Raw genomic sequence first — 26981 nt, forward strand, 5'->3', positions numbered from 1 at the left:
GCCACGGCACTCGCCCAGCAGTGAGGGGCCCGCACCGCGCAAACGCGGTGCGGGCCCTTTCAGCGCTGTGGACCCGGCGGGGGCGGGAGGGTGTCGGCGCCGGGTGCGGGTTCCGGCCAGACCAGCAGCACGGGGCAGGGGGCGTGGTCGACGACGAAGCGGGTGGCGGGGCCGAGGCTGTGCGGCCCGAGCCGGGTGCGGTCGCCGTCGCGGGCCAGGACCAGCAGTTCGGCCCCCTCGGCCACCGCGACGACCTCCCGCTCGGTACGGCCGGTGCGTTCCAGACGGGTGCAGGGCCGCCCGAACCTTTCCACCGCAGCGTCGAGGAGCTGCCGGGCGGAGGCGTCGGCCAGGTGCCCCACCCGGTCACCGGGGTCACGCTCGCGGTGGCCGCGCCCGAGCAGCCCGGCGAAGGCGCCGTGTGCGAGGCCCGGGACGTCCCGGTCGCTCACGTGGAGCAACACGACCTGCGCATCCTGCGGCGCATGGGTGCGGGCGGCATCGACGCAGGCGGGCCAGGTGCCCTCGGTGATCCAGACGACGACCGTCACGGGCCCGTCCTCCTCACGTTCCGACGATCTGCAGGGACCCCCACAGTGCCACCACGGCCAGCGTCAGCGCAGCGGGCACGACCAGCAGCCCGAGCCGAGTGAACTCGCCCAGCCCGACCTCGGCGTCGTGTTCGCGCACGATGCGCCGCCACAGCAGGGTGGCCAGCGACCCGGCGTAGGTCAGGTTGGGGCCGATGTTCACCCCGAGCAGCACCGCCAGGACGGCCCCCGCCCCGGAGGGGACGGCCAGCGGGAGCAGGACGAGAGTGGCCGGCAGGTTGTTGATGACGTTCGCCAGGACGGCGGCCAGCACCGCGACCCCGAGCAGGGCGGGCAGCGAGGTGCCGTGCGGGACGAGGTGCCCGAGCGCGGAGGCCAGCCCGTTGTCGACCACCGCCCGCACCACGACGCCGAGCGCCAGGACGAAGGCCAGGAACGGCACGGCGGCAGAGCGCACGACCGCGGCCGGGGTGGTGCGGCGCCGGGCGAGCGCCCGCACGGCGAGCACCAGGGCGCCCGCCAGCGCCGCCCAGGCCGGATCGATCCCGACCGTCGAGGTCAGCACGAACCCGGCGAGCGTGCCCGCCACCGTGACCAGCGCGAACAGCGGCATCTCCGGCGCCCCCGCCCCGCCCGGGGACGGGGCGCCCGCCTCCAGGTCGGCGGCGAAGAACCGGCGCAGCACCACGTACTCCACGCCGATGGCCACCAGCCACGGCAGCACCATCAGCGCCGCGAACCGGGTGAAGCTCAGCCCGCTGGCGGCGAAGGCCAGCAGGTTCGTCAGGTTGGAGACCGGCAGCAGCAGCGAGGCGGTGTTCGACAGATGCGTGCAGGCGTACAGGTGCGGCTTCGGGCGGGCCCCCAGCCGGGCCGCCGTCGCGAACACCACCGGCGTCAGCAGCACCACCGTGGCGTCCAGACTCAGCACGGCCGTGATCACCGACGCCGCCGCGAACACCTGAACCAGCAGCCGCCGCGGACTCCCGGCCGACGTCCGGGCCATCCACGCCCCGCAGGCCTGGAACAGCCCCTCGTCGTCGCACAGCTGCGCCAGCACCAGCACCGCCGCCAGGAACCCGATCACCGGCCCCAGCCGCTGCGCCTCGGCCAGTGCGTGCGCCGGAGAGATAGCGCCGGTGGCCACCACCAGCCCCGCAGCCGGTACGGCGACCACCGCCTCCGGCCACCCCCACGGCCGCACCACCGCACCCACCAGTACCAGCACCAGCAACCCGACGGACAGCGCCTCGGCGATCGACGTACTCAGGGCCTTGCTCCTCGCGGCTGGGGGTGACGGTAGCCCCTATCGAACCAGATCCGAACCGAACCGGAGAGCCACGGCGGGCGCCCGGCCGCATCCCCGGGCTCACGCGTGCGTTCGTACGGCTTCCCGGGTGGCGCCCCAGGAGGCGAGCAGGCGCAGGCCTCCCCCGACCGTACGGCGTTCCGGGCCCGGAAGGGATGTACTGCCGGTACACCCCTCGCTGGTGACTCGCTGCGCGCCCCGGGAGCGGGTTCCCTGGAAGGCAGAGGGCGAGCAGTGCGCCGCCCGGCCCCGTGATGCGAAGGAATCCCCACTCATGCGCGGAACAGTGATCCACGGCCCCGGCGACATCCGCCTGGAGACCCTGGACGACCCGAAGATCCTCCACCCCACCGACGCGGTCATCCGCACCGCCCTGACCTGCGTGTGCGGCTCCGACCTGTGGCCGTACCGCGGCGTGGACACCGTCGCCGGACCGAGTCCGATGGGGCACGAGTACGTCGGCTTCGTCGAGGAGGTCGGCAGCGAGGTCACCGGGCTGCGGCCCGGCCAGTTCGTCGTCGGCTCCTTCGCCACCTCGGACAACACCTGCCCGAACTGCCGCAACGGCTTCACGTCGAACTGCCTGCACCGCGAGTTCATGAGCACCTGCCAGGCCGACTACGTGCGCATCCCCAACGCCCAGGGCACCCTGGTCGCCACCGAAGAGGTGCCCGGCGAGGAGTACTGGCCGGGTCTGCTGGCCGTCTCCGACGTGATGGGTACCGGCTGGTGGGCCGCCGACGCCGCCGAGGTCAAGCCCGGCTCGACCGCCGTGGTGGTCGGCGACGGCGCGGTGGGCCTGTGCGGGGTGATCGCCGCCAAGGCGATGGGCGCGGAGCGGATCATCGCGATGAGCCGCCACGAATCCCGGCAGCGGCTGGCCCGGGAGTTCGGCGCCACCGACCTCGTCACCGAGCGCGGCGAGGAGGGAGTGGCCCGGATCAGGCAGCTGACCGACGGCATCGGCGCCGACAGCGTGCTGGAGTGCGTGGGCACCGCCGAAGCCATGCAGCAGGCCCTGCGCTCCGCCCGGCCCGGCGGCAACGTCGGCTTCGTCGGCGTGCCGCACGGCGTCGCCGTCGACGGGCAGGAGCTGTTCTTCTCCCACGTCGGCCTGCGCGGCGGCCCGGCGCCCGTCCGCCGCTACCTGCCCGACCTGATCGACCACGTCCTCACCCGCCGGATCGACCCGGGCAAGGTCTTCGACCTCACCCTGCCCCTGGAGCAGGTCGCCGAGGGGTACCGGGCGATGGACGAGCGCCGCGCCGTCAAGGCCCTCCTCAAGCCCTGAACCCGGTCACCCGGAAAGGCAGCCCCATGGAACTCATCGAACCCCAGCCCACCAGCAAGGCCCCCGCCGACTGGTTCACCGGCGACGGCCATGCCACGGCGTAGGGACCGACAACATCCCTGCCGGCCTCTTCTGACCTTCGCCACCCCGGGTTCTTGACCTTCGCCACCCCTGACCCGTACAGAACTGTGTCGTACCCGCAGCAGATGTGAGGTCACACCAGGCGCATCGTCGTACCTATTCACCGGTGGTCGGGTGCCTATTACAGTGACCTGGCGTGCAAGCCCGGACGCCCTGTGGACGTCCGGGCTGCTGCGCGCCCTGGCCTGTGGGAGAGGAGGTGACCACGATGCAGATCACCAAGACCGTGATGAGCAGCGGGACTTCGAACTCGGCTCCGCGGATCGACGCCCCGCCGGCGTACCGGATCGACGCGCCACCGGCGTACCGGATCGACGCTCCGCCGTCCCGGGTTGACTCGTCCGCCGAACGGGACAGCTGAGCCCACGCCGAGACAGACCTATCGACGGTCGGGGCCCCACCACACCAGGGCCCCGGCCCGACGCGGGGGAGCGGAACTTGAGGCTGAGCCTGGTGTCGATGCCCTGGCAACTGCTGGAGCTGCCCTCGCTGGCGATCGGCATCCTGCGCCGCTGCGTGGCACGGACCCGGCCGGAAGCCGAGGTCACCGAGGTGCACGCGGCGATGGACTGGGCCGCGTTCCTGCTCGCCGAGAGCGGTGGGGCCCGGTGCTGGCGGGATTGCGGGAGCGCGGGCTCGTTTACTGCGACGGGGAGCAGGTCGTGGCACTGGCGGTGCGCGACCTCCCGGTCACGTCCTGGGCGGGAGCCGAGTGAACGCGGTGGTCGGCGATCGGGCGGCAGACCTGTTCCGCAGGCACGATCCGGGGTACGGCGCCACGGTGGAGGGCGGCTTCATCGTCGTGCACGAGGAGGTCGAGTGGGGCGGGGACGACCCGCTGGCCACGTTGTCGTTCTTGAGGTTCCTGCAGGTTGCGCTGGAGGAAGGCGTGGCGGTCCGTTGGGCGGCGTCGGGGGGTGGTGAACTCGACACCGCACCGCTGCACCACCTCTGGCCGCCGAGCAGGATCGCCGGGCTTCCGGCCGAGCCGTGGGAGGAGGCGTTCCGGTACGGGCTGTGCTACTTCAGGCGGGGTCCGGGCTTCATCACGATCAAGGACGCCAGGGCGGAGAACGACATCCACCTGACGCTCGACCACCCCGACCTGATCGCGACCTTCATGGCCGGACGCACTCCACTACCGGCAGAACAACTCACCGCGACGCAGCGCGAGGCGGTCCGCCTGCTCATCGCGGAGAACCTGATGTACCGCGTTGGCGATTTGCTACTGACCCTGCCCACCCACATGCGCCGCTGGCCCGTACCGTTCAGCGCGGTGTAGGCCTCTACGCCAACGGCCCACCATCAGGAAGGTGGTGGGCCGTTGGGGGAGTTCGGATCAGACCTCGGTGGTGGCGGCGAACGTTACTCAGGGGCGACAAGCTCCCCGTCCTCCCCACCAAGCTAGGACCTCAAGTGTGGTTGAGGTCAAGGTCCCGACGCTGCCGCCACGAGATGACAGGAGGGCCCGGCCGACGCGATCCGCTGACTCGACTACCGCGCGTCGGGTTCGAGTACGAAGACCGGGATCTCGCGGTGGGCCTTCTCCTGGTACTCGGCGTACGGCGGGTACGCGGCGACCGCGCGCTGCCACCACTGGTCCTTCTCCTCGCCGGTGAGCTCACGGGCCGTCATGGCTCGGCGCTCGGCGCCGTCCTGGAGATCCACGTGCGGGTCGGCCTTGAGGTTGAAGTACCAGACGGGGTGGTGCGGGAAGCCGCCCTTCGAGGCCACCGCCGCGTACCGCCCCTCGTGCTCCACGCGCATCAGGGGAACCTTGCGGATCTTGCCGCTCTTCGCGCCGCGCATCGTGACGATGACGACCGGCAGGCCCGTGTCCCGGAGCGTGGCGCCCTGGGTGCCACCCGAACTCTCGTACAGCTCGACCTGTTCGCGGACCCACTGCGCCGGACTCGGCTCGTACTCGCCCTCAAGCGGCACCGCATTCACCCCATCGCTCGTGTACCGAATGCCTGGAGACGGGTCGACAGTACCCGGGCGCCCCCGGCAGACGCCTCAGGTCGTGGCCTCGGTGCCGGTGAGCGCGTCGCCCATGCGCTCGTCGTAGCCGGTGGCGGGGTCGACGACGCGGCCGGCGGCCCACCAGTTCTCCCGGGCCGTTTCGTTGATCGTCATCAGGATGTCCTCCTCCGGGACGTCCGCGAACAACCGCAGGCTGTCGACGATCGCCCGGAAGAGTTCGGCCTTCTGTTCGGCGGTGCGGTGGTTGATGGAGATCTGGACGAACATGGCGCGCTCGCTGCGGCGCAGGCCGAACACGACCGGCTGCATCTGAAAGTTCTCGGGCTGGACCTCGTGGATGACGTGGAACTGGTCGTCCTGGGGAACCTTCAGCACGTCGACCATGGCCTTGTGGATGCCCAGGGAAACGTTCCGGCGGTGCTCGGCGGTGGTGCCCTGGCGCAGGTAGATGTTGATCAGAGGCATGTTCTGTTGCCTTCCTTCCGTTTTCCTGCCCTCACGCTAGGAAGGCGACGGGCCATTCCGCCAACGAATGTCCGGCATGGTGGATATGCTGTCTGGTCATGGAGATGACGCTGGTCGGGCTGCGGGTACTGCGCGAGGTGGCGGAGCGGGGCACCTTCACCGCCGCGGCGGAAGCGCTCGGGTACACCCAGTCGGCGGTCTCCCGGCAGGTGGCCGCGCTGGAGCAGGCGACCGGTGCCCGGCTCTTCGACCGCTACCCGGGCGGTGTCCGGCTGACCGGCGCAGGCCGCGCCCTGCTGCGCAACGCCGTCGTCGCCCTGGACGCGCTCGAGGCCGCCGAACGGGAGCTGCGCGGAGCGGAGGAGACCGAGCGGGGCAGCGTCCGGCTCGGCTTCTTCCCCGCGGCCGGAGCGGTGATCGTGCCCCGTGCCCTGGCGATGCTGCGCCAGGAGCACCCGCACATCCAGGTGACGACGCGTGAGGGGACCACTCCCTCCCTCGTGCGCGCGCTGCGGGCCGGCACCCTGGATCTCGCCGTGCTCTCCTCACGGCCACCGCACCGCTCGCCCGACACGGACGATCCGCCCCTGAGCGTCGAGCCCCTGCTGGAAGTGCACCTGGCCGTGGCGGTGCCTGCGGACGGGCGGTTCGCCGAACGGGGCAGCGTCAGTGTCGAGGAGATCGCGGGCGCCCCGTGGATCGCCAGTCCCGGCACGGCGGACGAGCCACTGCTCGGCGTCTGGCCCGGCCTGCCCGGGCGGCCGAAGGTCCGCCACACCGCCCGGGACTGGCTGACCAAGCTCCACCTGGTCGCGGGCGGCGCCGGAATCACCACCGCCACGCCGTCGCTGCTGCCCGTCGTCCCGCCCGGTGTCCGCTTCGTGCCCGTCGAAGGCGTCGCGGAGGAGGTACGACACCTGAACCTGGTGCGCCTGCCGGGTCCTCCCACGGCACCCACGCAGGCACTGGCCCGCGCCCTGCGCCGACAGGCCGCCGACCTCGCGGACCTCCCGGACATCGCGGACCACGCCGACTGACCGCCCAGAGGCTCGGGCGCCCGCCCGGTCGCCCCCCGCCCGACCGACGACGACCTCCCCGACCACGACCGGGCGACGACGAGCCGGCTGTTCGCCCGTGCGATGCCCGATTTCCGGGCCACGAAGCCGGATGATGTGGCCACGGCGTACCGGCCGGTAATCCGCCCGCCCCACCCGGGCCCCACCGAGCCGCCGGTACGCCGTTCATGTGCGCCGTTCACGGGCCCGCCACCCGGCGGAGCGGTCGCGACCGGGGCGCCGCGCTGCAGTCCGGCTACGGGATGACGGGACGACGGGACGCACAGGGCCCGTCCGGGCGAGTATGGAGGGAGGCTCCAGCTGTGCCTGTCCGCCCGAACGAGGTTCCGTGATGACCATGCCGTGGAAGCCGCCGTCGAGGCCCGGCCGAGAGGCGGCCGGGGCGATGGCCGGGCACGGCATCGAGCCGCTGGCACGGATCATGCGGTCGGTGCCGGACCGGCTCGACGCGCACATGGGCGGCCTCTACCTCCTGTCGGAGGACGGCCAGGTGCTCGAACTGGCCGTGACGCTGGGGGCCGCCCGGCAGTTCACCAGGCCCTGGCGGCACATCGGACTGGCCGCGCCGATCCCGGTGGCCGAAGCCGCGCGCACCGGTCAGATCGTGTGGGTGGGCAGCGGCGACGACATGGCGCGCCGGTACCCGAGGGTCGCGGTCTCCATGCCGTACGCGTTCTGCCTCGGGGCCGTTCCGCTGGTCGCGCGCGGGGTGACGTACGGCGTGCTCTTCATCCTCTGGCCCGCCTCGCATTCCCCCGAGCTGTCGGGCCCCGAACGTGACGGGCTCGGTGCGCTGGCGGCCCGCCTGGCCGAGGTGGCGGCGGAGGCCGCCGCCGCGGGCCGTCCGATCCGGGCCGGCCCACGGTCCGCGCTCGCGGAGGCACGGGTCGTCGATCCCCTCGCGTCGGCGATAGCGCGGCTGCCGGAGGGCCTCTGCGACATCGATCTGGACGGCCGGCTGGCCGCCGTCACACCCGCCGCCGCGGCACTGCTCGGCGAGCCGGCGGAGCGGCTGATCGGCGCGCGCCCGTGGACGGTGCTGCCGTGGCTGCGGGACCCGGTGTACGAGTACCACTACCGGGGTGCGGTGATCAGCGGGCAGTCCACCTCCTTCGTCGCGCTGCGGCCGCCGAACCGGTGGCTGCTCTTCCAGCTCTTCCCCGACGCCTCCGGACTCACCGCGCGGGTCTCCGTCGCCGACCCCGGCACCGTCGTCGAAGGCGCCGCGGACCCCACCCGGCGCTCGCATTCCGGGTTCTCCACCGAGCGGGCCGTGCACACCACGCCCGGAGCGCTCTACCACATCCTCCACCTGGCGAGCGCGCTGACCGAGGCCATCGGCGTGCAGGACGTGGTGCGCATGGTGTCCGAGCAGATCGTGCCGGCCTTCGGCGGCCAGGCCTTCGCGGTCCTGATGGCCGAGGGGGGCCGACTGCGCATCGTCGGGCACCGCGGCTACCCGCCCGGCCAGATCGACCAGTTCGACGGCACCCCGCTGACGGAGTCGACACCCGGCGTCCAGGCGTCGACCAACGCCGTGCCGGCGTTCTTCGAGAACCGGGCGGAGCTGGAACTGCTCTACCCGAACCGCCCCGAGACCCAGGACGGCATGGCCGCCTGGGCCTACCTGCCGCTGGTGACCTCGCGGAGGCTGATCGGCACCTGCGTGCTGGCCTTCGCCGAACCGCACCACTTCGACCTGGAGGAGCGTGCCGTCCTCACCTCGCTGGGCGGGCTGATCGCCCAGGCCCTGGACCGTGCCCGGCTGTACGACACCAAACTCGGCCTCGCCCAGGGCCTTCAGGAGAACCTGCTGCCCCACGTGCTGCCCGTCGTCCCCGGCCTGGAGGTCAGCGCCCGCTACCTGCCGTGCACCGAGGGCATGGACGTCGGAGGCGACTTCTACGACGTCATGCGGGTGGGGCCCGACAGCGTGGCCGTCGTCATCGGCGACGTCCAGGGCCACAACGTCAACGCCGCCGCGCTGATGGGCCAGGTGCGCACCGCCGTCCGCGCCTTCGCCGCCGCCGACGCCGACCCGAGCACCGTGCTGGCCCGCACCAACCGCCTGCTGACCGACCTGGACACCACGCTCCTGGCCAGCTGCACCTACCTCCGCGTCGACCTCGCCGCCCGCGAGGCCAGCCTGGCCACCGCGGGCCACCCCGTACCCCTGCTCTACCGCCCGGACGGCCGGGCGGAGGTCGTGGAGCCGCCCATCGGGCTGGTCCTGAACGTCGACCCCGCCGCAGAGTACCCGCAACTGCGCCTCGCCCTGCCGGTCGGCACCACCCTGGTCCTGTACACCGACGGCCTCATCGAGACGCCCGGCGCCGACCTCGACCGGGCACTGTCCGACCTCATCGCCACCCTCGGCCGCCACGGCGCCCAGCCCCTCGCCCGCCTGGCCGACGCCCTCATCGGCCAGGCCGGCCACACGGATCACCGCACGGACGACATCGCGCTCCTGCTGATCCGCTCCGTCGCGCGCTGAACCGCGACGGCGGGGAACCGTTCCGGGTGACGTGCTCCCGCCGCGTCGCCCGAGCACTCCGGGCACGGCCGCCACCACTGCCCGGGTGTCCACCTGGTGAGCTGAGCCGCTCCGATCCGGGGGCCCTTGCCGCCGGTGACGCCCTGACGGCGGTTCGTTGTCAGGGCGTCACCGGCGGCTTCAGCGCCGCGAAGCCCGTACAGAGCAGGCGGACGCTGCGCGTGAACTTCTCGTCCTGGCCGATGCGGGGGATCAACTCGCCCATGACCAGCGGGAAGCGCTCGCGCAGGTCGGCGTAGAGCTCGGCGGTGACGGCGGGTGGGGAGGACGGCTGGTTCTGCTCCTGGAGGACGAAGCCGGTGACGTGGCTGAGCAGGGTGTCGGCGGCGATGCCGCAGTGCTCGGCGGGCAGGCCGCCGTCGAGGAGGGCGCCCAGCAGGCGTTCCATCAGGGAGAGCGCGCCGGTGCTGAGCTTGCCGGGGCTCTCGGCGAGGAGTTGGGCGCCGCCGGGGTGCTCCTTGATGCTCAGCCGGAGGGCGGTGGCCTGGGCCTCGACGCGGTCCGGCCAGGCCGCGCTGGACGGTAGGGCGGCCAGGGCCGCGGTGCCCGCGTCGTAGGCCCGGCGGCAGACCCGGTCGGCCATCAGAGCGAGCAGCTCCTCCTTGCCGCGCACGTGGTAGTAGAGGCTGCCGGCATGGGCGTCGAGCCGGTCGGCAACCTGGCGCATGGACAGGTTCTGGTAGCCGACCTCGGCGAAGACGGCCATGCCCGCGTCGACGATGCGCTCCTTGGTGAGCTTCATGCGAGCCACCGTAACAGCGCTTTCCAACACCGTTCGAAAAACGTGCTAGTTTTGCACCGTCAGGTTTTCGAACGGCGTTGGAAAGCGCCGCAACCCGGGGGGAGGGGCCAGGCAGATGGGGGCGATCGTCTTCAACGTGACCACGGCCGCGCTGATGGTCATGATGGTCAACTGCGGGCTCGGCGTGGTCGGCCGCGACACCCTGCGCGGGCGGCCCCTCCCATGGGCGGCGATCGCCCTGACCGTGGTCGCAGTCGGGGGAGTGGTGCTCCAGCTGGTGTGGTCCGGCGCCATGGACGCGCTGGACGGGGACCCGGCCAAGTCCGGCTGGTGGCGCGAGTTCACCTCGGTGTTCATGCAGAACGGTGGCCTCTTCGGCGACCTGTGGAACCTGGTCACCCTCGCCGCCGTCGCCGCGCTCGCCCAGTGGTACTGGGGCGGTGCGCTCACCCTGGTCCTCTTCCTGCTCGGCATCGTGCTGCCCGGACGGATCGACGGCCTGCTCGGCCTCGGCGACGGCCCGAGCACCGACCCGCGCAACTTCGCCGGCAGCTCCGGCGCCACCTACTTCCTCGGCGCGACCCTCGCCCTCGCCCTCCTCACCCGCACCCGTGTGCCCAAGGAGATCGCCCTGGCGGCCGGGGTCCCGGTGCTCGGCCTCGCGATGTGGCTAGCCCAGGACAACGGCCACGGACTGGTGTCCGTCTACGGTTTCGCCCTCGCGGCGGCGGTCCGGGTGGTCCGCAGCCGACTGGTCCGCTCCACCGGTCAGACGGCCTGACCGCTGATCCGGGCGCGGCAGCGCCGAGTGGCCGGGATGGCCGATGATCCAGCCGGTGGCCTCGCGGGGTGAGGGCGGGTTCATGGTTCCCGGAGGCGCGGCGTCAGCCGAGCAGGGCGCCGCCCAGGAGGAGGGCGACGACGAGGGCGGCCAGCAGGGCGTGGCGCCGGTCGCCGGTGCGGAGCCAGCGGGCGACGGTGACCAGGATGCCGAGGGCCGGGGCGGCGGAGAGGGCGAGGAGGCCGAGGCCGAGCAACAGGGGCCCGGTGCCGTGCTGGGAGGTGAGGTCGGCGAGGGCGAGCGGGCGGGCGGTGCGTTCTCCGGCGGCCAGTGCGGTGATGAGGCCGGCCAGGATGAGCAGCAGCGCGAGGGCGCTGGTGGCGAGCAGCGCGGTGGCGGTGAGCCGGTTGGTGCGGGCCTCCTCGGCGAGGGCGTCCGGGGTCGGCCCGGTCGCGGCCTCGGGCTCCGGGGTGGTGGCGAGGACGGTTTCCTCGGCGGGCGGTTCGGCCGGAAGTTCGGTGGGCGGTTCGGTGGGCAGGTCAGACATTGATCACTCCGAGGGCGCCGAGCAGGAAGGAGAGGCCGGAGGCGAGCACCACGGTGGTGTAGACGGCTTCGATGGTGCCCACCGAGAGCCGGCCGGAGAGCCGGGAGCCGAGCAGTGAGCCGGTGGTGATGCCGAGCACGATCGGAGCGTCCGTCGCTTCGCCCGGGAACGCGTCGCCCCGCTGGCCGGACTGATCGACCGCAGTGACGAGATCGGCACCGAACTGTTCGCCGAGATCGCCCGGCAGGGCCTGTTCGCCAACTCCCTCGGCTACCGGGCCGACCAGCCGCACGGCGGCCCCGAGCGGGTGCGCTTCCTCCTCGCGGTGCTGGAGGAGCTGGCCCGGGTCTCGCCGTCCGTCGCCAAGGCGGTGATGGACCAGAACCTGGGCCAGATCGGGATGTTGCGCGAGTACGCGGGCTCCGACCTGCGCGAGCACTACCTCGGTGCGATCCGCACCGGCGAGAAGCAGGCCGCCTTCGCGATGAGCGAGCCGCAGACCGGGTCGAACGTCGCCCGGTTCACCACGGTGGCGACCCCGGTCGAGGGCGGCTACCGGATCAGCGGCGAGAAGGACTGGATCACCGGCGCGGCCCGCCGGACGGTGCACTTCGTGGTCGCCAAGCCGGCCCCCGGATCGCGCGAGGTCGGCCTCTTCCTGGTCGACCGGAGCAGGCTCGGCGCCGGGGACGGAACGGTCGAGATCGACGACCGGAAGGAGAAGCTGGGCCTGCGCGGGCTGGGCGAATTCCACGTCCGCTACCACGATGTGTTCGTACCCGTCGAGCAGGTGGTGATCGGTTTCGACCGGACTTCGCTGCGCAGAATCATGCGCCACTACAACGGAAAGCGCCTGGGTCAGTCGGCGATTTGCCTGGGGCTTTCGAAGAGCGCGTTGCGCACGGCCTTCGACTACGCCAGCGCCCGCCTTCCGGCCGGTTCGCCGGGCCACCTCGCGATGCAGTCCACGCTGGCCCCGCTGGTCGGTGAGCTGCGGGCGGCGCAGTCGCTCGTCGACTGGGCTGCAGGCGAGTGGGCCGGCGGGGACGAGACCGGAGCGCCCAGCGCGATGGCCAAGTACGTGACGGGCGAGCTGGCGCAGCGGGTCACCAACGCCGCCGCCCAGGTGTGCGGCGCCAACGGGCTGTCGGACAAGATGCCGCTGGTCCGGCTGATGCGGGACGCCCGGATGCTCACCATGGCCGGCGGTGCCTCGGAGGTGCTGCGCGGCACGGTCGCCCAGCACCTGGACCGGCTGCTCGACTGAGCCGGAGCGTACGGACCCCACGGTCGCACCACCGCCGGGCCGTACGCCGGCCGGCGGGGGTGCGACCGGCCCCGCCCAGTTCGAGTGAGGAGTGAACGATGCGCGTTGCGACCGTCCGGACCGGTGGAGCGGAGAGACTCGCGCTGGTCGACCCGGAGGGCGGTGCCCTGGCACTGCCCGCGGCCGACCGGCGCAGACCGGTCGGCCTGGCCGAGCTGCTCCCGGCCGGTCCCGAGGCCTGGGCGGAGTTCGCCGAGCGGGCCCGCTCGGGACCGCGGCTGCCGTTCGACGAGGCCGACCTGCTGGCGCCGCTGCCGCGTCCGGCGAACAACCTGTTCGCCCTGGGCCTGAACTACACCGATCACGGGGAGGAGGCCTACCGCGCGGCCGGCCGGGAGTACCGCAGACCCCGGCACCCGGTGGTGTTCACCAAGGACCGGGGCTGCGTGGCCGCGCCCGTCGGACCGGTGGGCATCGACTTCTCGCTCTCCCGGGAGATCGACTGGGAGGTCGAACTCGCCGTGGTGATCGGCCGCCGGGCGTGGCGGGTCGACGAGGCCGGCGCACTGGACCACGTCTTCGGCTACTGCGTGGCCAACGACATCACCGCGCGCGACCTCCAGACCCGGCACAAGCAGTACTACCTGTCGAAGAGCCTGCCCGGCAGCTGCCCCCTCGGCCCCTGGATCACCACGGCCGACGAGGTCCCGGACCCGCACGACCTGGCGATCACGCTCAGCGTCAACGGCGTGCCCCGCCAGGTCTCCAGGACCGACCAGATGGTGTTCTCGATCCCGGAGACCATCGCCGCGATCTCCCGGATCGTCCCGTTGGAGCCCGGCGACCTCATCCTCACCGGCACCCCGGCCGGTACGGGTTTCGCCGCCGACCCGCCGAGCTACCTGGCGCCGGGCGACGTCGTGGAGTGCTCGGTCGAGGGGCTCGGAACGCTCAGCAACCGGATCACCGCCCTGGACTGAGGCCGGTCCGCGGCCGCGCGGATCACGCCGCCGCGACGAGTTGTTCCGGGCCGCCGACCGCGCCGCTGACCCCTTCGACGGCCGGACCGGCGGGCGACCCGGCGGTGGAGCGGCGGCTCACCAGAGAGCCCCCGCCCACCGCGCCGCTGACCAGCAGCCCCCCGGCCAGCAGGGCGCCCCGCGCACCGAGCAGCTGGATCGAGGCGCCCAGTAGCGGCGGGCCGGCCAGGCCCCAGAGCGTGCTCACGCTGCGCCAGGCCCCCAGGACCCGTCCGCGCAGGTGGGCGGGCGGGTCGGTCTGGAGGATCGTGGTCACGGCCGTGTCGCTGAGCGACTCGAGGACGGCCATGGGCACGACCAGCAGGGCGAGGATGAGAAGGGTGGGCGAGAGCGCCGCGAGGCACTGGAGGAGCCCGCCGGCCGCCGTCAGCACCGCCACCAGCCGCACCGAGGGGTTGCGCAGCCGGCCCGCGATCACCGCGCCGACCGTTCCGCCGACGGCCAGCACTGTGGCGATCAGCCCGTACTCCCGCGCCCCGCCGTGCAGTGCCCCGCTGACCAGGGCGGCGAGGGTGAGGCCGTAGTTGCGGCCGAGCACCGAGCCGAGGCCGGTGAGGCAGGCCACCGCGACCAGGCGGCGCCGGCCGCAGAAGAACGTGACGCCGGCCCGGACGCCCTGGCGGTCGGCTTCCGGCTCGGGTCCGGCGGCCGGTGCCGCGCCCGCCGCCGGCCGCAGGAACGGAATGACCAGCGCCACCAGGACGAAGGACAGGCCGTTGGCCAGGTAGGCGCTCGCCATCCCGAACAGGCCGACCGCGACCCCGGCCAGGGCGGTGCCCGCCAGCCGTCCGACGCTGTGCACCACCGAGCCCACCGCGATCGCCGAGGGCACGTCCTCACGGGGGACGAGGTCGTTGCCGAGCAGTGCGCAGGCCGGGGACTCGATGGTGGCGATCAGCCCGGTGAGCACCGCCAGCACCATGAGGACGGGAACGCTGAGCGCGCCCAGCGCCACCAGCGCCGCCGTGCCGAGCGCGATCACCGCCAGTGCCGCCTGGCTGACGGCGGCGGTGGTCTTGCGGGGCCACCGGTCGACCGCCGCTCCGCCCGCCAGTCCCAGCAGCAGACCGGGTGCGACCTGGAGCGCGAGCGACAGTCCGGTGATCGCGGCCGATCCGGTCAACTGGAGGACCAGGAGGTTCTGGACGGTCAGCTGCATCCAGGCGCCGGCGTTGGAGACGAGGTTGGCCAGCGACCACCAGCGCATGCTCCGGTGGCGCAGCGAACGCCAGGGCGCACGGGAGCCTTCCGGTGCGGTCTCCGCCGAACGCGCCGCAGGCAGGACGGAGCCCTTGCGTGGCGAGGGGACGAGGACGCGCCGGGCGCGCGAGGGTGCGGTGATTCTGGGCAGCACTTTCACAACCGGATCGGGTGGGACGCGGGAAGGGCCGGGCTCGATCCGGGGCAGGCGTCGCCCGTACGTGAGCCGGTGCCGCCGGAGCGACCGTGCGCCGGGCGGTAGGTCCATGCTCGACGGGCGGAGCGCGATCGCAAACGTCGGCTGGCTCACATCGCCCGCCACGGCCCGGGCGTAAGCACGCTGACCTGCGGTTTCCTCGCGGCGGTGGGGTTGCTCACACCGACTCGGCGGTTCGTGGCCGGGGCGGAACCGTGCGGATGGCCCTCGAACGGCCGATGGCCTTCGAACGGGTGAACCGGTCCGTTCGGGTTAACCGACCGCGCCGGGCCCCGTCGCACCAGTGGAATCGACGGCCCCGCCCGCGCGGCAGCGGCCCTCCGGGGGGCGGCCCATCTGTCGCGGGGCCCACCGGCGGCGGTGAGGCTGGGCGGAGCGCCGCCGCACCGGCCGAGCACCGAGGAGGATCGGATGACTTCCCGTCCTGGAGAACGCCTTCACGCCGTGGTCACCGGCGGGGCAGGTTTCGTCGGCTCCCACCTGTGCACCGCCCTGGTCGCGCACGGGTACCGGGTCACCTGCATCGACGACTTCTGCACCGGGTCCTCGGCCAACGTGGCCCACCTGGCGGGCAGGCCCGGCTTCGAGCTGCGGGAGGCCGACGTCGGAGAGGGACTGGACGTCGAAGGGCACGTCGACTACGTGTTCCACCTGGCTTCGCCCGCCTCACCCGCCGACTACCTGCGCCTGCCGCTGCACACGCTGGACGCGGGCAGCCTGGGCACCCGCAACGCCCTGGAGCTCGCCCGCCGGGACGGTGCCAGGTTCCTGCTCACCTCCACCTCGGAGGTGTACGGCGATCCCCTCCAGCACCCCCAGCCGGAGAGCTACTGGGGCAACGTCAACCCGGTCGGCCCGCGCAGCGTGTACGACGAGGCGAAACGGTTCGCCGAGGCGCTCACCACCGCCGAGGCCGGCGCCATCGGCGTGGACACCGCGATCGTCCGGCTGTTCAACACCTACGGACCGCGGATGCGCTCCCACGACGGACGGGCGGTGCCCACCTTCATCCGCCAGGCGCTGGCGGGGGAGCCGCTGACCGTCACCGGCGACGGCACCCAGACCAGATCGCTCACCTACGTCACCGACACCGTCAACGGCATCCTGGCGATGGCCCGTTCCGACCTGGCCGGTCCGGTGAACATCGGCAACGACGTCGAGTTCACCATGCTGAAACTCGCGCACCTGATCATCGAGCTCACGGACTCGCCCTCCACCGTGCAGTTCGTGGCCCGGCCGACCGACGACCCCGCGGTACGGCGCCCCGACATCGCGATGGCCCGCGACAAGCTCCGCTGGGAGCCGACGACACAGGCCCACGAGGGACTGGCGGCCACCATCGAGTGGTTCCGCGCCCACCCCGAGGCCTGACACCGACGCTCCCGGTGAACGGTGTCCCGTCACCGGCCGAAACGAGGAGGTCACGCGCCATGCGCGTGCTCGGAATCAACGCCCTGTTCCACGACCCGGCAGCCGCTCTGGTCATCGACGGCCGGACGGTGGCCGCCGCCGAGGAGGAACGGTTCAGCCGCCGCAAGCACGGCAAGCGCCCGCTGCCCTTCTCGGCCTGGGAACTGCCGGTCCAGGCCGCCCGCTGGTGCGTGGCGCACGCCGGGCTGACGCCCGCCGACCTCGACCTCGTCGGCTACTCCTTCGACCCCGCGCTGGCCCGCCCGGCCGACGCCATGGGCCTGGACGACCCCTGGGACCACCTGCGGCTGCGGTACGCGCAGGAGGCGCCCGGCTTCCTCGCCGAGACGCTGCCGGGCCTGGACCCGGCCAAGGTCCGCTTCGTCCCGCACCACGTCGCCCACGCCGCCTCCGCCGCCTACGCCGCCGACGGCGCCACCGACCCCTGTTCCGTCCTGGTCCTGGACGGCCGGGGAGAGGCCACCTCCCACCTCGCGGCCCGGCGGGTCGGCACCCGCCTGGAACCGCTGGCCGGACAGCAGCTGCCCCACTCGATGGGGCTGGTGTACGAGGAACTCACCCAGCACCTGGGCTTCCTGCGCTCCTCGGACGAGTACAAGGTCATGGCGATGGCCTCGTACGGGACCCCGAGGATGGCCGACGTGCTGCGCCGCCACGTGTACCCGACGGGTGACGGCGGCTTCCACGCGACCGCCGTGCCGTGGACGGAACTCGCCCCCGCGCTCGCCCCGGGCCAGGAGTGGACCCAGACGCACGCCGACCTCGCCGCCTCCACGCAGCACGTGCTGGAGGAGGTCATGCTCGACCTCGCCCGCTGGCTGCACGGCCGCACCGGGGACCGCCTGCTGACGCTGGCCGGCGGCGTGGCGCTGAACTGCGTGGCCAACTCCAGGATCGCGGCCGAGGGCCCCTTCGACCGGGTCTGGGTGCAGCCCGCCGCCGGGGACGCGGGCACCGCCCTGGGCGCGGCCCTCCACCTGGCCGCCGCGGGCGGTGACCAGCCGCTCCCGATGCCCGGCGTCGACCTCGGCCGGGGCTGGTCGGACGCGGAGGTCGAGGCGTGGCTGCGCCGCGCCCGCGTCCCGTACGAGCGGCCGGCCGACGTGGCGGCCGAGGTGGCCGCGGCGCTGGCCGACGACGGGATCGTGGCGTGGTTCCAGGGCCGCTCCGAGTTCGGCCCCCGCGCACTGGGCCACCGGTCGCTGCTCGCCCACCCGGGACGGTCGGCCAACCTGGAGCGGCTCAACGACGTGAAGGGGCGCGAGCAGTTCCGGCCCGTCGCCCCGATGGTGCTCGCCGACCGGGCCGCCAAGATCTTCGAGGGGCCGCTGCCCAGCCCGTACATGCTGTTCGTGCACCGGGTCACCGCCGAATGGCGCGAGAAGATCCCCGCGGTCGTCCACGTGGACGGCACCGCGCGGATCCAGACCGTCGACCGGGCCGCCGACCCGCTCACGGCCCGGATGCTGGAGGAGTTCGAACTGCTCACCGGACTGCCGGTGGTGGTGAACACCAGCCTCAACACGGCCGGCCGGCCGATGGTCGACGACGTGCGCGACGCCCTGGAGTGCTTCGGCTCCTCCCCGGTCGACCTGCTGGCCCTGGGCCCGTTCGTGGTCCGGCGCGGCCGGATGTTCGCCGACCCCGCCCGGCCCGGGGAGGGATCGCGGTGAGCGGCGGCCCGACCGCCTACGCGGTGGTCGTCCCGACGCTCGGCCGGCCCAGCCTGACCACCTGCCTGCGGGCACTCGCGGACGGCCAGGGGCCGCCGCCGGAACAGGTCGTGCTGGTCGACGACCGCCCGCTGACCGACTGCGAGCCGCTGGCCGTCGAGGTGCCGCCGGCGCTGCGGGACCGGCTGACGGTCCTGCCCGGCGGCGGCAACGGCCCGGCGGCGGCCCGCAACACCGGGTGGCGCAGCGTCTCCCAGCCCTGGGTCGCCTTCCTGGACGACGACACCGTGCCGGGCCCGACCTGGCCGCGGGACCTCGCGGCCGACCTCGCCGCCGCCCACCCCACGACCGGCGGCGTCCAGGGGCGCATCGAGGTGCCCCTGCCCGTCGGGCGACGGCCCACCGACTGGGAGCGCGGCACGGCCGGTCTGGCCCGCTCCCGGTGGATCACCGCCGACATGGCCTACCGGAGGGCGGCACTGGAAGAGGTCGGCGGTTTCGACGAACGCTTCCGTCGGGCCTTCCGGGAGGACGCCGACCTGGCCCTTCGGGTGCTGGACGCCGGCTGGCGGCTGGAGCCGGGCAACCGCCGCACCACCCACCCGGTGCGACCGGCGGACCGCTGGGTCTCGCTGCGCCAGCAGGCCGGCAACGCCGACGACGTCCTGATGAACCGGCTGCACGGACCGCGCTGGTGGGAGCGGGCCCAGGCGCCCCGGGGACGCTTCCCCGCCCACGTGGCGGTGACCGCCGCGGCGGTCACCGCACTCGCGGCAGCCGCCGCCGGCCGACCGCGCGCCGCCGCGGCCCTCGCCGCGGTGTGGCTGGCCGGCACGGCGCGGTTCGCCGCCGCCCGCGTCCTGCCCGGCCCGCGCACCAGGGAGGAGGTCGTCACGATGCTGCTGACCAGCGTGCTCATCCCGCCGGCCGCCTGCCGGCACCGCCTCCGGGGCCTGCTGCTCCACCGCGCGGCGCCGCCCTGGTACGCGCCGGACTTCGTCGTGACCCCCGTCGAACCGCCGGTGGCGCGGTACGTCCGGCCGGTGGAACGGGAGGAGTCCTCATGACCTCCGCCACCGGACGGGCCCCGTCGGGCGTGCGTCCGCCGCACGGCCGGACACGGCCAGCCGGGCCCTGGATCTTTCCCGGGTGCCCCCGACCGGGCCGGGCGGCGGGTGCCGTGCTCTTCGACCGGGACGGGACGCTGGTGGAGGACGTGCCCTACAACGGGGACCCGGCCCTGGTGCGGCCGGTGCCCGGCGCCGTACGGGCGGTGGCCGAGCTGCGGGCCGCGGGCCTGGTGCTGGGCGTCGTCAGCAACCAGTCGGGCGTGGCCCGCGGTCTGCTGACCCGGCGGCAGGTGGAGGCCGTGCAGTGCCGGATCGACGACCTGATCGGCCCGTTCGGGATCTGGGCGGTCTGCCCGCACGGACCGTCCGAGGGCTGCCGGTGCCGCAAGCCCGCGCCCGGCCTCGTCCTGGCCGCCTGCCGCGGCCTGGGCGTGCCGCCGGCCCGGACGGTCGTCATCGGGGACATCGGCGCGGACGTCGGAGCGGCCCGCGCGGCGGGCGCGCGGGCGATCCTCGTACCGACCCCCGCCACCCGGCCGGAGGAGATCACGGACGCCGACACCGTCGCGGCCGACCTCACCGCCGCCGTCCGGCTGGTCCTGGGCGCCCGGCCCGGTACCGACCGGGAGGGCGCATGACGACGCTCGTGGTCAGGCTCGACAGCGCCGGCGACGTCCTGCTCGCCGGCCCGGCCGTCCGGGCCGCCGCCCACCACTCCCGGCGGGTGGTGATGCTCTGCGGACCGCAGGGCGCCCCCGCCGCCCGGCTCCTGCCCGGAGTGGACGAGGTCGTGGTCTGGGACTCGCCCTGGACGGGGTTCGACCCGCCCCCCGCGACGGCCCGGGGCGTCATGGACCTGGTGTCCTCGCTCGCCTCCAGGACGATCGAACGGGCGCTCGTCCTGACGTCCTTCCACCAGAGCGCCCTGCCGACCGCGCTCCTGCTGCGGATGGCGGGCGTGGCCCACATCGCCGCGGACAGCGTGGACTACCCGGGCTCGCTCCTGGACCTGCGCCACCAGCGCGGCGAGGGGCGCCACGAAGCGGAGGCGGCCCTCGACCTGGCCGCGGCCGCGGGCTTCCCCCTGCCGCCCGGCGACGACGGCCGGCTGGCCGTCCTGCCGCCGCCCGGCCAACAGCACCTCACCGGCCCCGGCCGCTACGTCGTGCTGCACCCGGGAGCCGCCGTGCCCGCCCGGGCGCCCGGTGCGCGCCTGGCCGCGGCCGCGGTACGGGCACTGGCCGCCGCGGGCCACCGGGTGGTGGTGACCGGCGGACGGGCCGAGAAGGAGCTGACGGCCGAAGTGGCCGGCGCCGACGCCCTCGACCTCGGCGGGCGCACCGGCCTCGCCGAACTGTCGGGCGTCCTCGCGGGCGCCGACGTCGTCGTCGCCGGGAACACCGGCCCGGCCCACCTGGCCGCCGCCGTCGGCACCCCCGTGGCCTGTCTGTTCGCGCCCGTCGTGCCGGCCCACCGCTGGCGGCCGTACGGCGTGCCGCACGTGCTGCTGGGACGCCAGGACGCCCCGTGCGCGGGGACCAGGGCCCGGACCTGCCCGGTCCCGGGCCACCCGTGCCTGGACTCGCTCACCGCGGAGGAGATCGTCACGGCGGTCGACCTCCTGCGGAATCCGCCGACCACAACCGAGCGGCCGCCCCGGAGGTGACCCGATGAACATCCTGCTGTGGCACGTGCACGGCTCCTGGACGACCGCGTTCGTCCAGGGACCGCACACCTACCTCCTGCCGGTCACGGAGGACCGCGGACCGGACGGCCTCGGACGTGCCCGGACCTTCGACTGGCCGCACACCGTGGTGGAACTGCCGCCGGAACGCCTGCGCGGGACCGACATCGACCTGGTGGTGCTCCAACGGCCCCACGAAGCCGCGCTCGCCGAACGGTGGCTCGGCCGGCGGCCCGGCGTCGACCTGCCGGCCGTCTACCTGGAGCACAACAGCCCGCACGGCGACATCCCGGACACCCGCCACCCGATGGCCGACCGGGACGACCTGACCGTCGTCCACGTCACCGACTTCAACGACCTGTTCTGGGACTGCGGCAGCACCCGGACCACCGTCATCGAGCACGGCGTGGTCGACCCCGGGTACCGCTACACGGGAGAGCTGGCCGCCTCGGCCGTCGTGGTCAACGAGCCGGTCCGCCGCGGCCGCACGACCGGGACCGACCTGCTGCCGCTGTTCGCGCGGCAGGGCCCGCTCCACGTCTTCGGCATGGCGACGGGCGGGCTCGCCGCCCACCTCGGCCTCCCACCGGACCGCTGCCGGACGGCCGAACTGCCCCAGGCGGCCCTGCACACCGAACTGCCCCGGCGCCGGCTCTACCTGCACCCCGTTCGGTGGACCTCCCTCGGCCTGTCGCTGCTGGAGGCGATGCACCTCGGCATGCCCGTGGTGGCCCTGGCCACCACCGAGGCCGTCCGCGCCGTGCCCCCCGGAACGGGCGTGCTCTCCACCGACGTCCGGGAACTCGCGGACGCGGTGCGCCACTACCTGGCCGACCCGGCGGCGGCCACCCAGGACGGGCTGCGCGCCCGCCAGGCCGCCCTGGAGCGGTACGGCCTGAAGAGGTTCCTCGCCGACTGGGACCGCCTGATGGAAGAGGTGACCCGTTGAACGCGCCCCTGAGCATCGACCTGGTCTCCGAACACGCCAGCCCCCTCGCCGTCCTCGGCGGGGTCGACGCCGGCGGGCAGAACGTCCACGTCGCGGCACTCGCCGGCGCCCTCGCCGACCTCGGCCACCGCGTCGTCGTCCACACCCGGCGGGACCGGGCCGACCTCGCCGAGCACGTGCCGCTGCGCCCGGGCGTCCTGGTCCACCACGTACCGGCCGGCCCGGCGCGCCAGCTCCTCAAGGACCAGCTGCTGCCGTACATGCCGGCCTTCGGGGACGAGCTGGCACGGTACTGGCGGACCCGTCCGCCCGACATCGTGCACGCCCACTTCTGGATGTCCGGACTGGCCGCACTGCGCGGCGCCCGGCACCTGGCCATCCCGGTCGTGCACACCTACCACGCACTGGGCGTGGTCAAGCGCCGCCACCAGGGGGCGGCCGACACCAGCCCGCCCGGCCGACTGGGCATCGAGACCGCCATCGCCCGCTCGGCCCACCGCGTGGTGGCCACCTGCAGCGACGAGGTCGCCGAACTCCTGGCGATCGGGGCTCCCGCCGACCGGATCAGGGTCGTGCCCTGCGGCGTCGACCCGGTCCGCTTCACCCCGGCCGGACCGAGCGTGCCGCGCGGCGGGCGCCGACGACTGCTCACGGTGGGCCGGATGGTCCCCCGCAAGGGCGCGGAGACCGCCGTCGAGGCGCTGGTCCGGCTGCCCGGGACCGAACTCCTGGTGGCCGGCGGACCGCCCGCCGACCAGCTGGACGACGACCCGTACGCGCGGCGCCTGCGCGCGCTCGCGGCCCGGCTCGGCGTGGCCGACCGGCTCGTCCTGCTGGGCGCGGTGGCCGCCGACGCCATGCCCGCCCTGATGCGCAGCAGCGACCTGGTGATCTGCCCCGCCCACTACGAGCCCTTCGGCATCGTCCCGCTGGAGGCGATGGCCTGCGGCGTGCCGGTCGTCGCCACGGCCGTCGGCGGCCACCTCGACACCATCGCGGACGGGCGGACGGGCACCCTCGTGCCGCCCGCCTCCGCGGAGGCCCTGGCAACCGCCGCGCACGCCCTGCTGGCCGACCCGAAGACCCGTCAGGCCTACGGGGAGGCCGGGCGCCGCCGCGTCCTCTCCTTCTACACCTGGCAGACCGTCGCCACCTGCACGGCGAAGGTGTACGACGAAGTGCTGGACCGCACCGACCCGCCGGCCCGGACGGCCGACGCCCCCCGGGTTCCGCGGGTCACGACAGGAGGCCCCCGATGACCGCCGGCTTCTTCGACGCCGCCGACGACCTGGAGCAGGCCGCGCGGCACTGCCGGGCCCTGGAGACCGCCATCGGCGCTCTCCGCGCCCACCACCTGCCCCTGCTCACCGGATGGGGCGAGGCACTGGCCGGCCTGCTGCCCGCGGGCTGCCGCCTGCTCGCCGCCGGCAACGGCGGCAGCGCCGCCCAGGCCCAGCACCTGACGGCGGAACTGGTGGGCCGCTACCGGGGCGAGCGCGCCGCGTACTCGGCGATCTCCCTGCACGCCGAGACCTCCAGCCTCACCGCCATCGGCAACGACTACGGCTTCGAGGAGGTCTTCGCCCGCCAGGTCGAGGCCCACGGCAGCGCCGGTGACGTCCTGGTCCTGCTGTCCACCTCCGGCCGCAGCCCCAACCTGCTGGCGGCCGCCGACACCGCCCGCTCCCTGGGCCTGGGCGTGTGGGCGATGACGGGCCCCGCCCCCAACCCGCTGGCGGAGCGCGCGGACGAGGCACTGGCGGTGGAGGCACCGGAGAGCGCCACCGTGCAGGAGGTCCACCTCGCTGCCCTGCACATGGTCTGCGAGGCCTTCGACGCCGCGCTCGACCGCCGCCAGGACGCTGACGACCCGGTCGCCGCGCCCGACCACGACCTACCCCGCCTGCCCGGGGGGACCCGGTGAACGGCCCGCTGGTCGTGGTCGGCGACAGCCTGCTCGACATCGACGTCGACGGCCGCGCCGACCGCCTGGCCCCGGACGCCCCGGTGCCCGTGGTCGACGTGTCGGCCGAGCGCAGCCGCCCCGGCGGCGCCGCCCTCGCCGCGTGCCTGACGGCGCGGACCGACCGCGAGGTCGTCCTGGTCACGGCCCTGGGCGACGGACCGGCGGCCCGCACCCTGCGCCGCCACCTCACCGGGCGCGTGCGACTCGTGGAGCTGCCGCTGGTCGGTGACCTCCCAGTCAAGACCCGGGTACGGGTCGACGGCCGCGCCCTGCTGCGCATCGACCGCGGCGGCGGAACCGTCGGGCCCCCCGACCGCCGGGCCGCGCAGGTGCTGGCCCGCGCCTCGGCCGTCCTGGTGGCCGACTACGGCCGGGGGCTCGCCGACCGGCTGCGCCCCCCGCTGACGGCCTGCGCCGCGCACGTCCCGCTCGTCTGGGACCCGCACCCGCGCGGCGGGCCGCCGGTCCCCGGTGCGCGGCTGGTCACCCCCAACGCCGCCGAGGCCAAGGCCTGTGCCGCCGCCCTCGACCCGGACGCCCCGACCGGCGACGGGCTCCCCGACCACACCGCCCGGGGAGCGCTGCTGGCCGGGCGGTGGCGCGCCGCCTCGGTGGCCGTCACCCTCGGGCGACGGGGCGCGCTCCTCAGCCGGGGCACCGAGAGCCCCATCCTGCTCCCCGCCCCCTACGAGGCCACCGGCGACCCGTGCGGAGCCGGGGACTGCTTCGCGGCGGCCGTCACCGCGGCCCTGGCGGCCGGCGCCATCCCCGAGGAGGCGGTCCACACCGGGGTCACCGCGGCGGCGGACTTCGTGGCCCGCGGCGGCGCCGGGAACCCGGACCTGTGGGACCGGGCCTCCGGCCCGGCCACCGCGCCGCCGGACGCCCTGCGCATCGCCGAGGCCACCCGGGCCCGTGGCGGCACGGTCGTGGCGGCCGGCGGCTGCTTCGACCTGCTGCACGCCGGCCACGTCTCCCTCCTGGAGTCCGCCGCCCGGCTGGGCGACTGCCTGATCGTCTGCCTGAACTCCGACGACTCGGTGCGCCGGCTCAAGGGCCCGGGCCGCCCGCTCAACCCGGTCGGCGACCGCGCCCGGATCCTCACCGGCCTCGGCTGCGTGGACGCCATCCAGGTGTTCGAGGAGGACACCCCCGAACGGGTCCTGCGCACCCTGCGCCCCGACGTCTGGGTCAAGGGCGGCGACTACCGGTTTGAATCCCTCCCCGAGGCGTCGGTGCTGGCCGAATGGGGCGGCCAGGTGCTCGTCCTGCCCTACCTGGACGGTCGTTCCACCACGGCGCTCGCCGAGCGGGCCGCCGTCCGGGCCCGCCCGTGACCGAGCGGCCCACCCTCCTGGTCCTGCGCGCGCTCGGCCTCGGCGACCTGCTCACCGGCGTACCCGCCCTGCGCGCCCTGCGGCGCCACCACCCCGGCCACGAACTGGTCCTGGCCGCCCCGGCCCGGCTGGCACCCGCCCTCGCCGCCACCGGCACGGCGGACCGGCTGCTGGCCACCGACGCCCCCGGACGCGAGGTGCCCCACCGCCTGCCCTGGGACGGCCCGCCGCCCGACCTCGCGGTGGACCTGCACGGCAACGGCCCGGCCAGCCGCGACGCCCTGGCGCGACTGCGGCCCGCCCGCCTGATCGCCTACGCGGACGCCGGCGCCCCGCGCTGGCGGGACGACGAGCACGAACGCGAACGGTGGTGCCGCCTGCTGCGCCACCACGGCATCGGAGCGGACGCCGGTGACCTGCTCATCGCCCGGCCCGCCGTCCCGTCGCCCGCACCCGGGGCCGTGCTCATCCACCCCGGAGCCGACGCGGCCGCCCGCCAGTGGCCGCCCGACCGGTTCGCCGCGGTGGCCCGGGCGCTGCGCGGGCACGGCCACCGGGTGGTGGTCACCGCCGGCCGGGGCGAGCGCGCCCTCGCCGAAGGCGTCGCGTGCGAGGCCGGACTGCCGTCGGGGGACGTCCTCGGCGGCGCTACGGACCTGCCCTTCCCCCTGCTGGCGGCACTGGTGGCCGAGGCCCGGGCCGTGGTCTGCGGGGACACCGGCATCGCCCACCTGGCGACCGCGCTCGGCACGCCCTCGGTGACCCTGTTCGGCCCGGTCTCGCCGGTGCTGTGGGGACCGCCGGCCGTGCCCCGCCACCTCGCCCTGTGGCGGCACCACGGCGCGGAGACCCGGCCCGGCGACGCCCACGGCCCCCGGCCCGATCCCCGGCTGCTGCGCATCCGCCCGGCCGACGTGCTGGCCGCCCTCGCGGAGCTGTCGCTCCCGCCACCGGTACCACTGCCGGGGTGCGGGGTACCGGTTCGGCCGACGTAACGGCGGGCCCGGGAGGCCCGCTGAGCCCCGTCCAGGCTCCGCAGCACCCGTTCGACCCGGGACGGCACGCTGCGCCGGTCACGCACCACCCACGGCAGCCCCGCCGCCGCCTCGGCGAAGGCCCGGAGGGACACCGCGTCCCGCGGCACGGTGCGGGCCAGGAAGGCGGTGCGGCGCACCGCGGGCCACAGCGGCCGGCGCAGCCAGGTGAACCAGAGGGTGTTGCGGATCCCGTGCCGCCGCCGCAGCGTCGCGTCGCGGGCCGGGGACGGCCGGTGGTGGACCGTCAGGTCCTCGGCGTACACCAGCCAGTGGCCGGCGGCCGCGAGGTCGGCGGCCAGCAACTCCTCCTCGCCGCCCAGCCAGAGCCGCGGTGAGAAGCCGCCGACGGCCCGGAACAGGTCGGTGCGCAGCACCGTCGCCCCGGCGAGGAAGGAGCCGAGAGCCGGCCCGGGCAGCCAACCGGGCGCGGGGACCGGTGAGTTGCGAAGCTCCTCGACAATCGGGTCCTCGCGCGGCGGCTCCTGCGGGTGGTCGGGGTCGTGGACCAGGATCCGCGCGGTGACCGCCGCCACCGGCGGGTGCGCGATCAGGACCACGCCCAGGCCGGCAGGACGCATCGTGGGCCCCCAGGGAATCCGGTCGGTGGCGGGGAGCGCGGCGAACGGCGAGGGCCCGCGGGGCTGCTGCCCCGCTGCCTCCGTCGCCCCTC

Annotated in this window: 26 protein-coding genes and 2 pseudogenes; 19 read left to right on the forward strand and 9 right to left on the reverse strand. The window is 74.6% G+C overall.

Going from position 1 to position 26981, the window contains the following annotated elements:
• Positions 1-59 precede the first annotated feature (59 nt).
• Both BOQ63_RS41890 and BOQ63_RS41895 read right to left on the reverse strand, forming a co-directional pair.
• Positions 60-551: a universal stress protein gene (locus BOQ63_RS41890; RefSeq protein WP_033355719.1), complete on the reverse strand. Its 492-nt coding sequence runs from the start codon at positions 549-551 to the stop codon at positions 60-62.
• A 13-nt stretch (positions 552-564) separates the two neighbouring features.
• A complete protein-coding gene (locus tag BOQ63_RS41895; protein WP_072656079.1) occupies positions 565-1821 on the reverse strand; it encodes an arsenic transporter in 1257 nt (418 codons plus the stop codon).
• 313 nt (positions 1822-2134) lie between these two features.
• Here BOQ63_RS41895 and BOQ63_RS41900 point away from each other — a divergent pair, with 313 nt between their 5' ends.
• The 3 genes from BOQ63_RS41900 (at position 2135) to BOQ63_RS41910 (ending at position 4574) form a co-directional block, all read left to right on the forward strand.
• Positions 2135-3151: a zinc-dependent alcohol dehydrogenase family protein gene (locus BOQ63_RS41900; RefSeq protein WP_030289873.1), complete on the forward strand. Its 1017-nt coding sequence runs from the start codon at positions 2135-2137 to the stop codon at positions 3149-3151.
• 340 nt (positions 3152-3491) lie between these two features.
• Positions 3492-3653, forward strand: a complete 162-nt coding sequence (locus BOQ63_RS41905) for a hypothetical protein (RefSeq protein WP_157881760.1) — start codon at positions 3492-3494, stop codon at positions 3651-3653.
• Between the two features lie 351 nt (positions 3654-4004).
• Positions 4005-4574: a DUF5825 family protein gene (locus BOQ63_RS41910; protein WP_051747258.1), complete on the forward strand. Its 570-nt coding sequence runs from the start codon at positions 4005-4007 to the stop codon at positions 4572-4574.
• A 212-nt stretch (positions 4575-4786) separates the two neighbouring features.
• On the opposite strand, the gene BOQ63_RS41915 is transcribed toward BOQ63_RS41910, so the two are convergent.
• The gene (locus tag BOQ63_RS41915) at positions 4787-5233 is read right to left on the reverse strand and encodes a nitroreductase family deazaflavin-dependent oxidoreductase (protein WP_030289871.1); all 447 of its coding nucleotides are present in this window, start codon (positions 5231-5233) and stop codon (positions 4787-4789) included.
• Positions 5234-5308: 75 nt separating this feature from the next.
• A complete protein-coding gene (locus BOQ63_RS41920) occupies positions 5309-5740 on the reverse strand; it encodes a tautomerase family protein (RefSeq protein WP_030289870.1) in 432 nt (143 codons plus the stop codon).
• Between the two features lie 98 nt (positions 5741-5838).
• Between BOQ63_RS41920 and BOQ63_RS41925 the strand changes: the two genes are divergently transcribed.
• Together BOQ63_RS41925 and BOQ63_RS41930 are read left to right on the forward strand one after the other, a co-directional pair.
• The gene (locus tag BOQ63_RS41925; protein ID WP_072656080.1) at positions 5839-6777 is read left to right on the forward strand and encodes a LysR family transcriptional regulator; all 939 of its coding nucleotides are present in this window, start codon (positions 5839-5841) and stop codon (positions 6775-6777) included.
• Between the two features lie 370 nt (positions 6778-7147).
• A complete protein-coding gene (locus BOQ63_RS41930; RefSeq protein WP_454131960.1) occupies positions 7148-9310 on the forward strand; it encodes a SpoIIE family protein phosphatase in 2163 nt (720 codons plus the stop codon).
• A 160-nt stretch (positions 9311-9470) separates the two neighbouring features.
• Here the strand turns inward: BOQ63_RS41930 and BOQ63_RS41935 are convergent, their stop codons facing one another.
• Positions 9471-10112: a TetR/AcrR family transcriptional regulator gene (locus BOQ63_RS41935; protein WP_072656081.1), complete on the reverse strand. Its 642-nt coding sequence runs from the start codon at positions 10110-10112 to the stop codon at positions 9471-9473.
• A 115-nt stretch (positions 10113-10227) separates the two neighbouring features.
• Here BOQ63_RS41935 and BOQ63_RS41940 point away from each other — a divergent pair, with 115 nt between their 5' ends.
• On the forward strand, positions 10228-10893 hold the full coding sequence (locus tag BOQ63_RS41940; protein WP_050367082.1) for a hypothetical protein: 666 nt from the start codon (positions 10228-10230) through the stop codon (positions 10891-10893).
• Positions 10894-10996: 103 nt separating this feature from the next.
• On the opposite strand, the gene BOQ63_RS41945 is transcribed toward BOQ63_RS41940, so the two are convergent.
• Both BOQ63_RS41945 and BOQ63_RS41950 read right to left on the reverse strand, forming a co-directional pair.
• Positions 10997-11440, reverse strand: a complete 444-nt coding sequence (locus BOQ63_RS41945; protein ID WP_072656082.1) for a DUF1634 domain-containing protein — start codon at positions 11438-11440, stop codon at positions 10997-10999.
• Positions 11433-11579, reverse strand: coding sequence for a hypothetical protein (locus BOQ63_RS41950; protein WP_157881758.1), 147 nt, complete (start codon positions 11577-11579; stop codon positions 11433-11435). The genes BOQ63_RS41945 and BOQ63_RS41950 overlap by 8 nt, the downstream gene beginning before the upstream one ends.
• A gap of 15 nt (positions 11580-11594) precedes the next feature.
• On the opposite strand from BOQ63_RS41950, the pseudogene BOQ63_RS41955 reads away from it, so the two are divergent.
• From BOQ63_RS41955 to BOQ63_RS41965, 3 genes and pseudogenes are all read left to right on the forward strand, one after another.
• Positions 11595-11894, forward strand: a pseudogene (locus BOQ63_RS41955) (acyl-CoA dehydrogenase family protein); the annotation flags it as partial.
• A gap of 30 nt (positions 11895-11924) precedes the next feature.
• On the forward strand, positions 11925-12707 hold the full coding sequence (locus tag BOQ63_RS41960) for an acyl-CoA dehydrogenase family protein (protein WP_360331151.1): 783 nt from the start codon (positions 11925-11927) through the stop codon (positions 12705-12707).
• Positions 12708-12805: 98 nt separating this feature from the next.
• Positions 12806-13687, forward strand: coding sequence for a fumarylacetoacetate hydrolase family protein (locus BOQ63_RS41965; RefSeq protein WP_072656084.1), 882 nt, complete (start codon positions 12806-12808; stop codon positions 13685-13687).
• A 22-nt stretch (positions 13688-13709) separates the two neighbouring features.
• On the opposite strand, the gene BOQ63_RS41970 is transcribed toward BOQ63_RS41965, so the two are convergent.
• A complete protein-coding gene (locus BOQ63_RS41970; protein ID WP_370863339.1) occupies positions 13710-15101 on the reverse strand; it encodes an MFS transporter in 1392 nt (463 codons plus the stop codon).
• A gap of 474 nt (positions 15102-15575) precedes the next feature.
• On the opposite strand from BOQ63_RS41970, the gene BOQ63_RS41975 reads away from it, so the two are divergent.
• The 10 genes from BOQ63_RS41975 (at position 15576) to BOQ63_RS42020 (ending at position 26269) form a co-directional block, all read left to right on the forward strand.
• Positions 15576-16535, forward strand: coding sequence for an NAD-dependent epimerase/dehydratase family protein (locus BOQ63_RS41975; RefSeq protein ID WP_454131956.1), 960 nt, complete (start codon positions 15576-15578; stop codon positions 16533-16535).
• Between the two features lie 59 nt (positions 16536-16594).
• The gene (locus BOQ63_RS41980; RefSeq protein WP_454131954.1) at positions 16595-18268 is read left to right on the forward strand and encodes a carbamoyltransferase family protein; all 1674 of its coding nucleotides are present in this window, start codon (positions 16595-16597) and stop codon (positions 18266-18268) included.
• Positions 18265-19335, forward strand: a complete 1071-nt coding sequence (locus BOQ63_RS41985; protein WP_454131952.1) for a glycosyltransferase family 2 protein — start codon at positions 18265-18267, stop codon at positions 19333-19335. The genes BOQ63_RS41980 and BOQ63_RS41985 overlap by 4 nt, the downstream gene beginning before the upstream one ends.
• A 113-nt stretch (positions 19336-19448) precedes the next feature.
• The gene (locus tag BOQ63_RS41990; protein WP_037831230.1) at positions 19449-19976 is read left to right on the forward strand and encodes a D-glycero-alpha-D-manno-heptose-1,7-bisphosphate 7-phosphatase; all 528 of its coding nucleotides are present in this window, start codon (positions 19449-19451) and stop codon (positions 19974-19976) included.
• Positions 19973-21004 carry a glycosyltransferase family 9 protein gene (locus BOQ63_RS41995; protein WP_046385482.1) on the forward strand — a complete coding sequence of 344 codons (1032 nt, stop codon included), beginning with the start codon at positions 19973-19975 and terminating at the stop codon, positions 21002-21004. The genes BOQ63_RS41990 and BOQ63_RS41995 overlap by 4 nt, the downstream gene beginning before the upstream one ends.
• A 4-nt stretch (positions 21005-21008) precedes the next feature.
• Entirely contained in the window at positions 21009-21971 is a 963-nt protein-coding gene (locus tag BOQ63_RS42000) for a glycosyltransferase (protein WP_030289852.1), read from the forward strand.
• Positions 21968-23230: a glycosyltransferase gene (locus BOQ63_RS42005; RefSeq protein WP_051747256.1), complete on the forward strand. Its 1263-nt coding sequence runs from the start codon at positions 21968-21970 to the stop codon at positions 23228-23230. The genes BOQ63_RS42000 and BOQ63_RS42005 overlap by 4 nt, the downstream gene beginning before the upstream one ends.
• On the forward strand, positions 23227-23895 hold the full coding sequence (locus BOQ63_RS42010; protein ID WP_078867659.1) for a D-sedoheptulose-7-phosphate isomerase: 669 nt from the start codon (positions 23227-23229) through the stop codon (positions 23893-23895). The genes BOQ63_RS42005 and BOQ63_RS42010 overlap by 4 nt, the downstream gene beginning before the upstream one ends.
• Positions 23892-25274 carry a D-glycero-beta-D-manno-heptose 1-phosphate adenylyltransferase gene (rfaE2, locus tag BOQ63_RS42015; RefSeq protein ID WP_030289849.1) on the forward strand — a complete coding sequence of 461 codons (1383 nt, stop codon included), beginning with the start codon at positions 23892-23894 and terminating at the stop codon, positions 25272-25274. Before BOQ63_RS42010 ends, rfaE2 begins: the two co-directional genes overlap by 4 nt.
• Entirely contained in the window at positions 25271-26269 is a 999-nt protein-coding gene (locus BOQ63_RS42020) for a glycosyltransferase family 9 protein (protein WP_030289848.1), read from the forward strand. Before rfaE2 ends, BOQ63_RS42020 begins: the two co-directional genes overlap by 4 nt.
• Here the strand turns inward: BOQ63_RS42020 and BOQ63_RS42025 are convergent.
• A pseudogene (locus tag BOQ63_RS42025) lies at positions 26260-26847 on the reverse strand (glycosyltransferase family 2 protein); the annotation flags it as partial. The gene BOQ63_RS42020 and the pseudogene BOQ63_RS42025 sit on opposite strands and share 10 nt — an antisense overlap.
• Positions 26848-26981: the final 134 nt, after the last annotated feature.

Source organism: Streptomyces viridifaciens, assembly GCF_001888885.2.
GTDB lineage: Bacteria > Actinomycetota > Actinomycetes > Streptomycetales > Streptomycetaceae > Kitasatospora > Kitasatospora aureofaciens.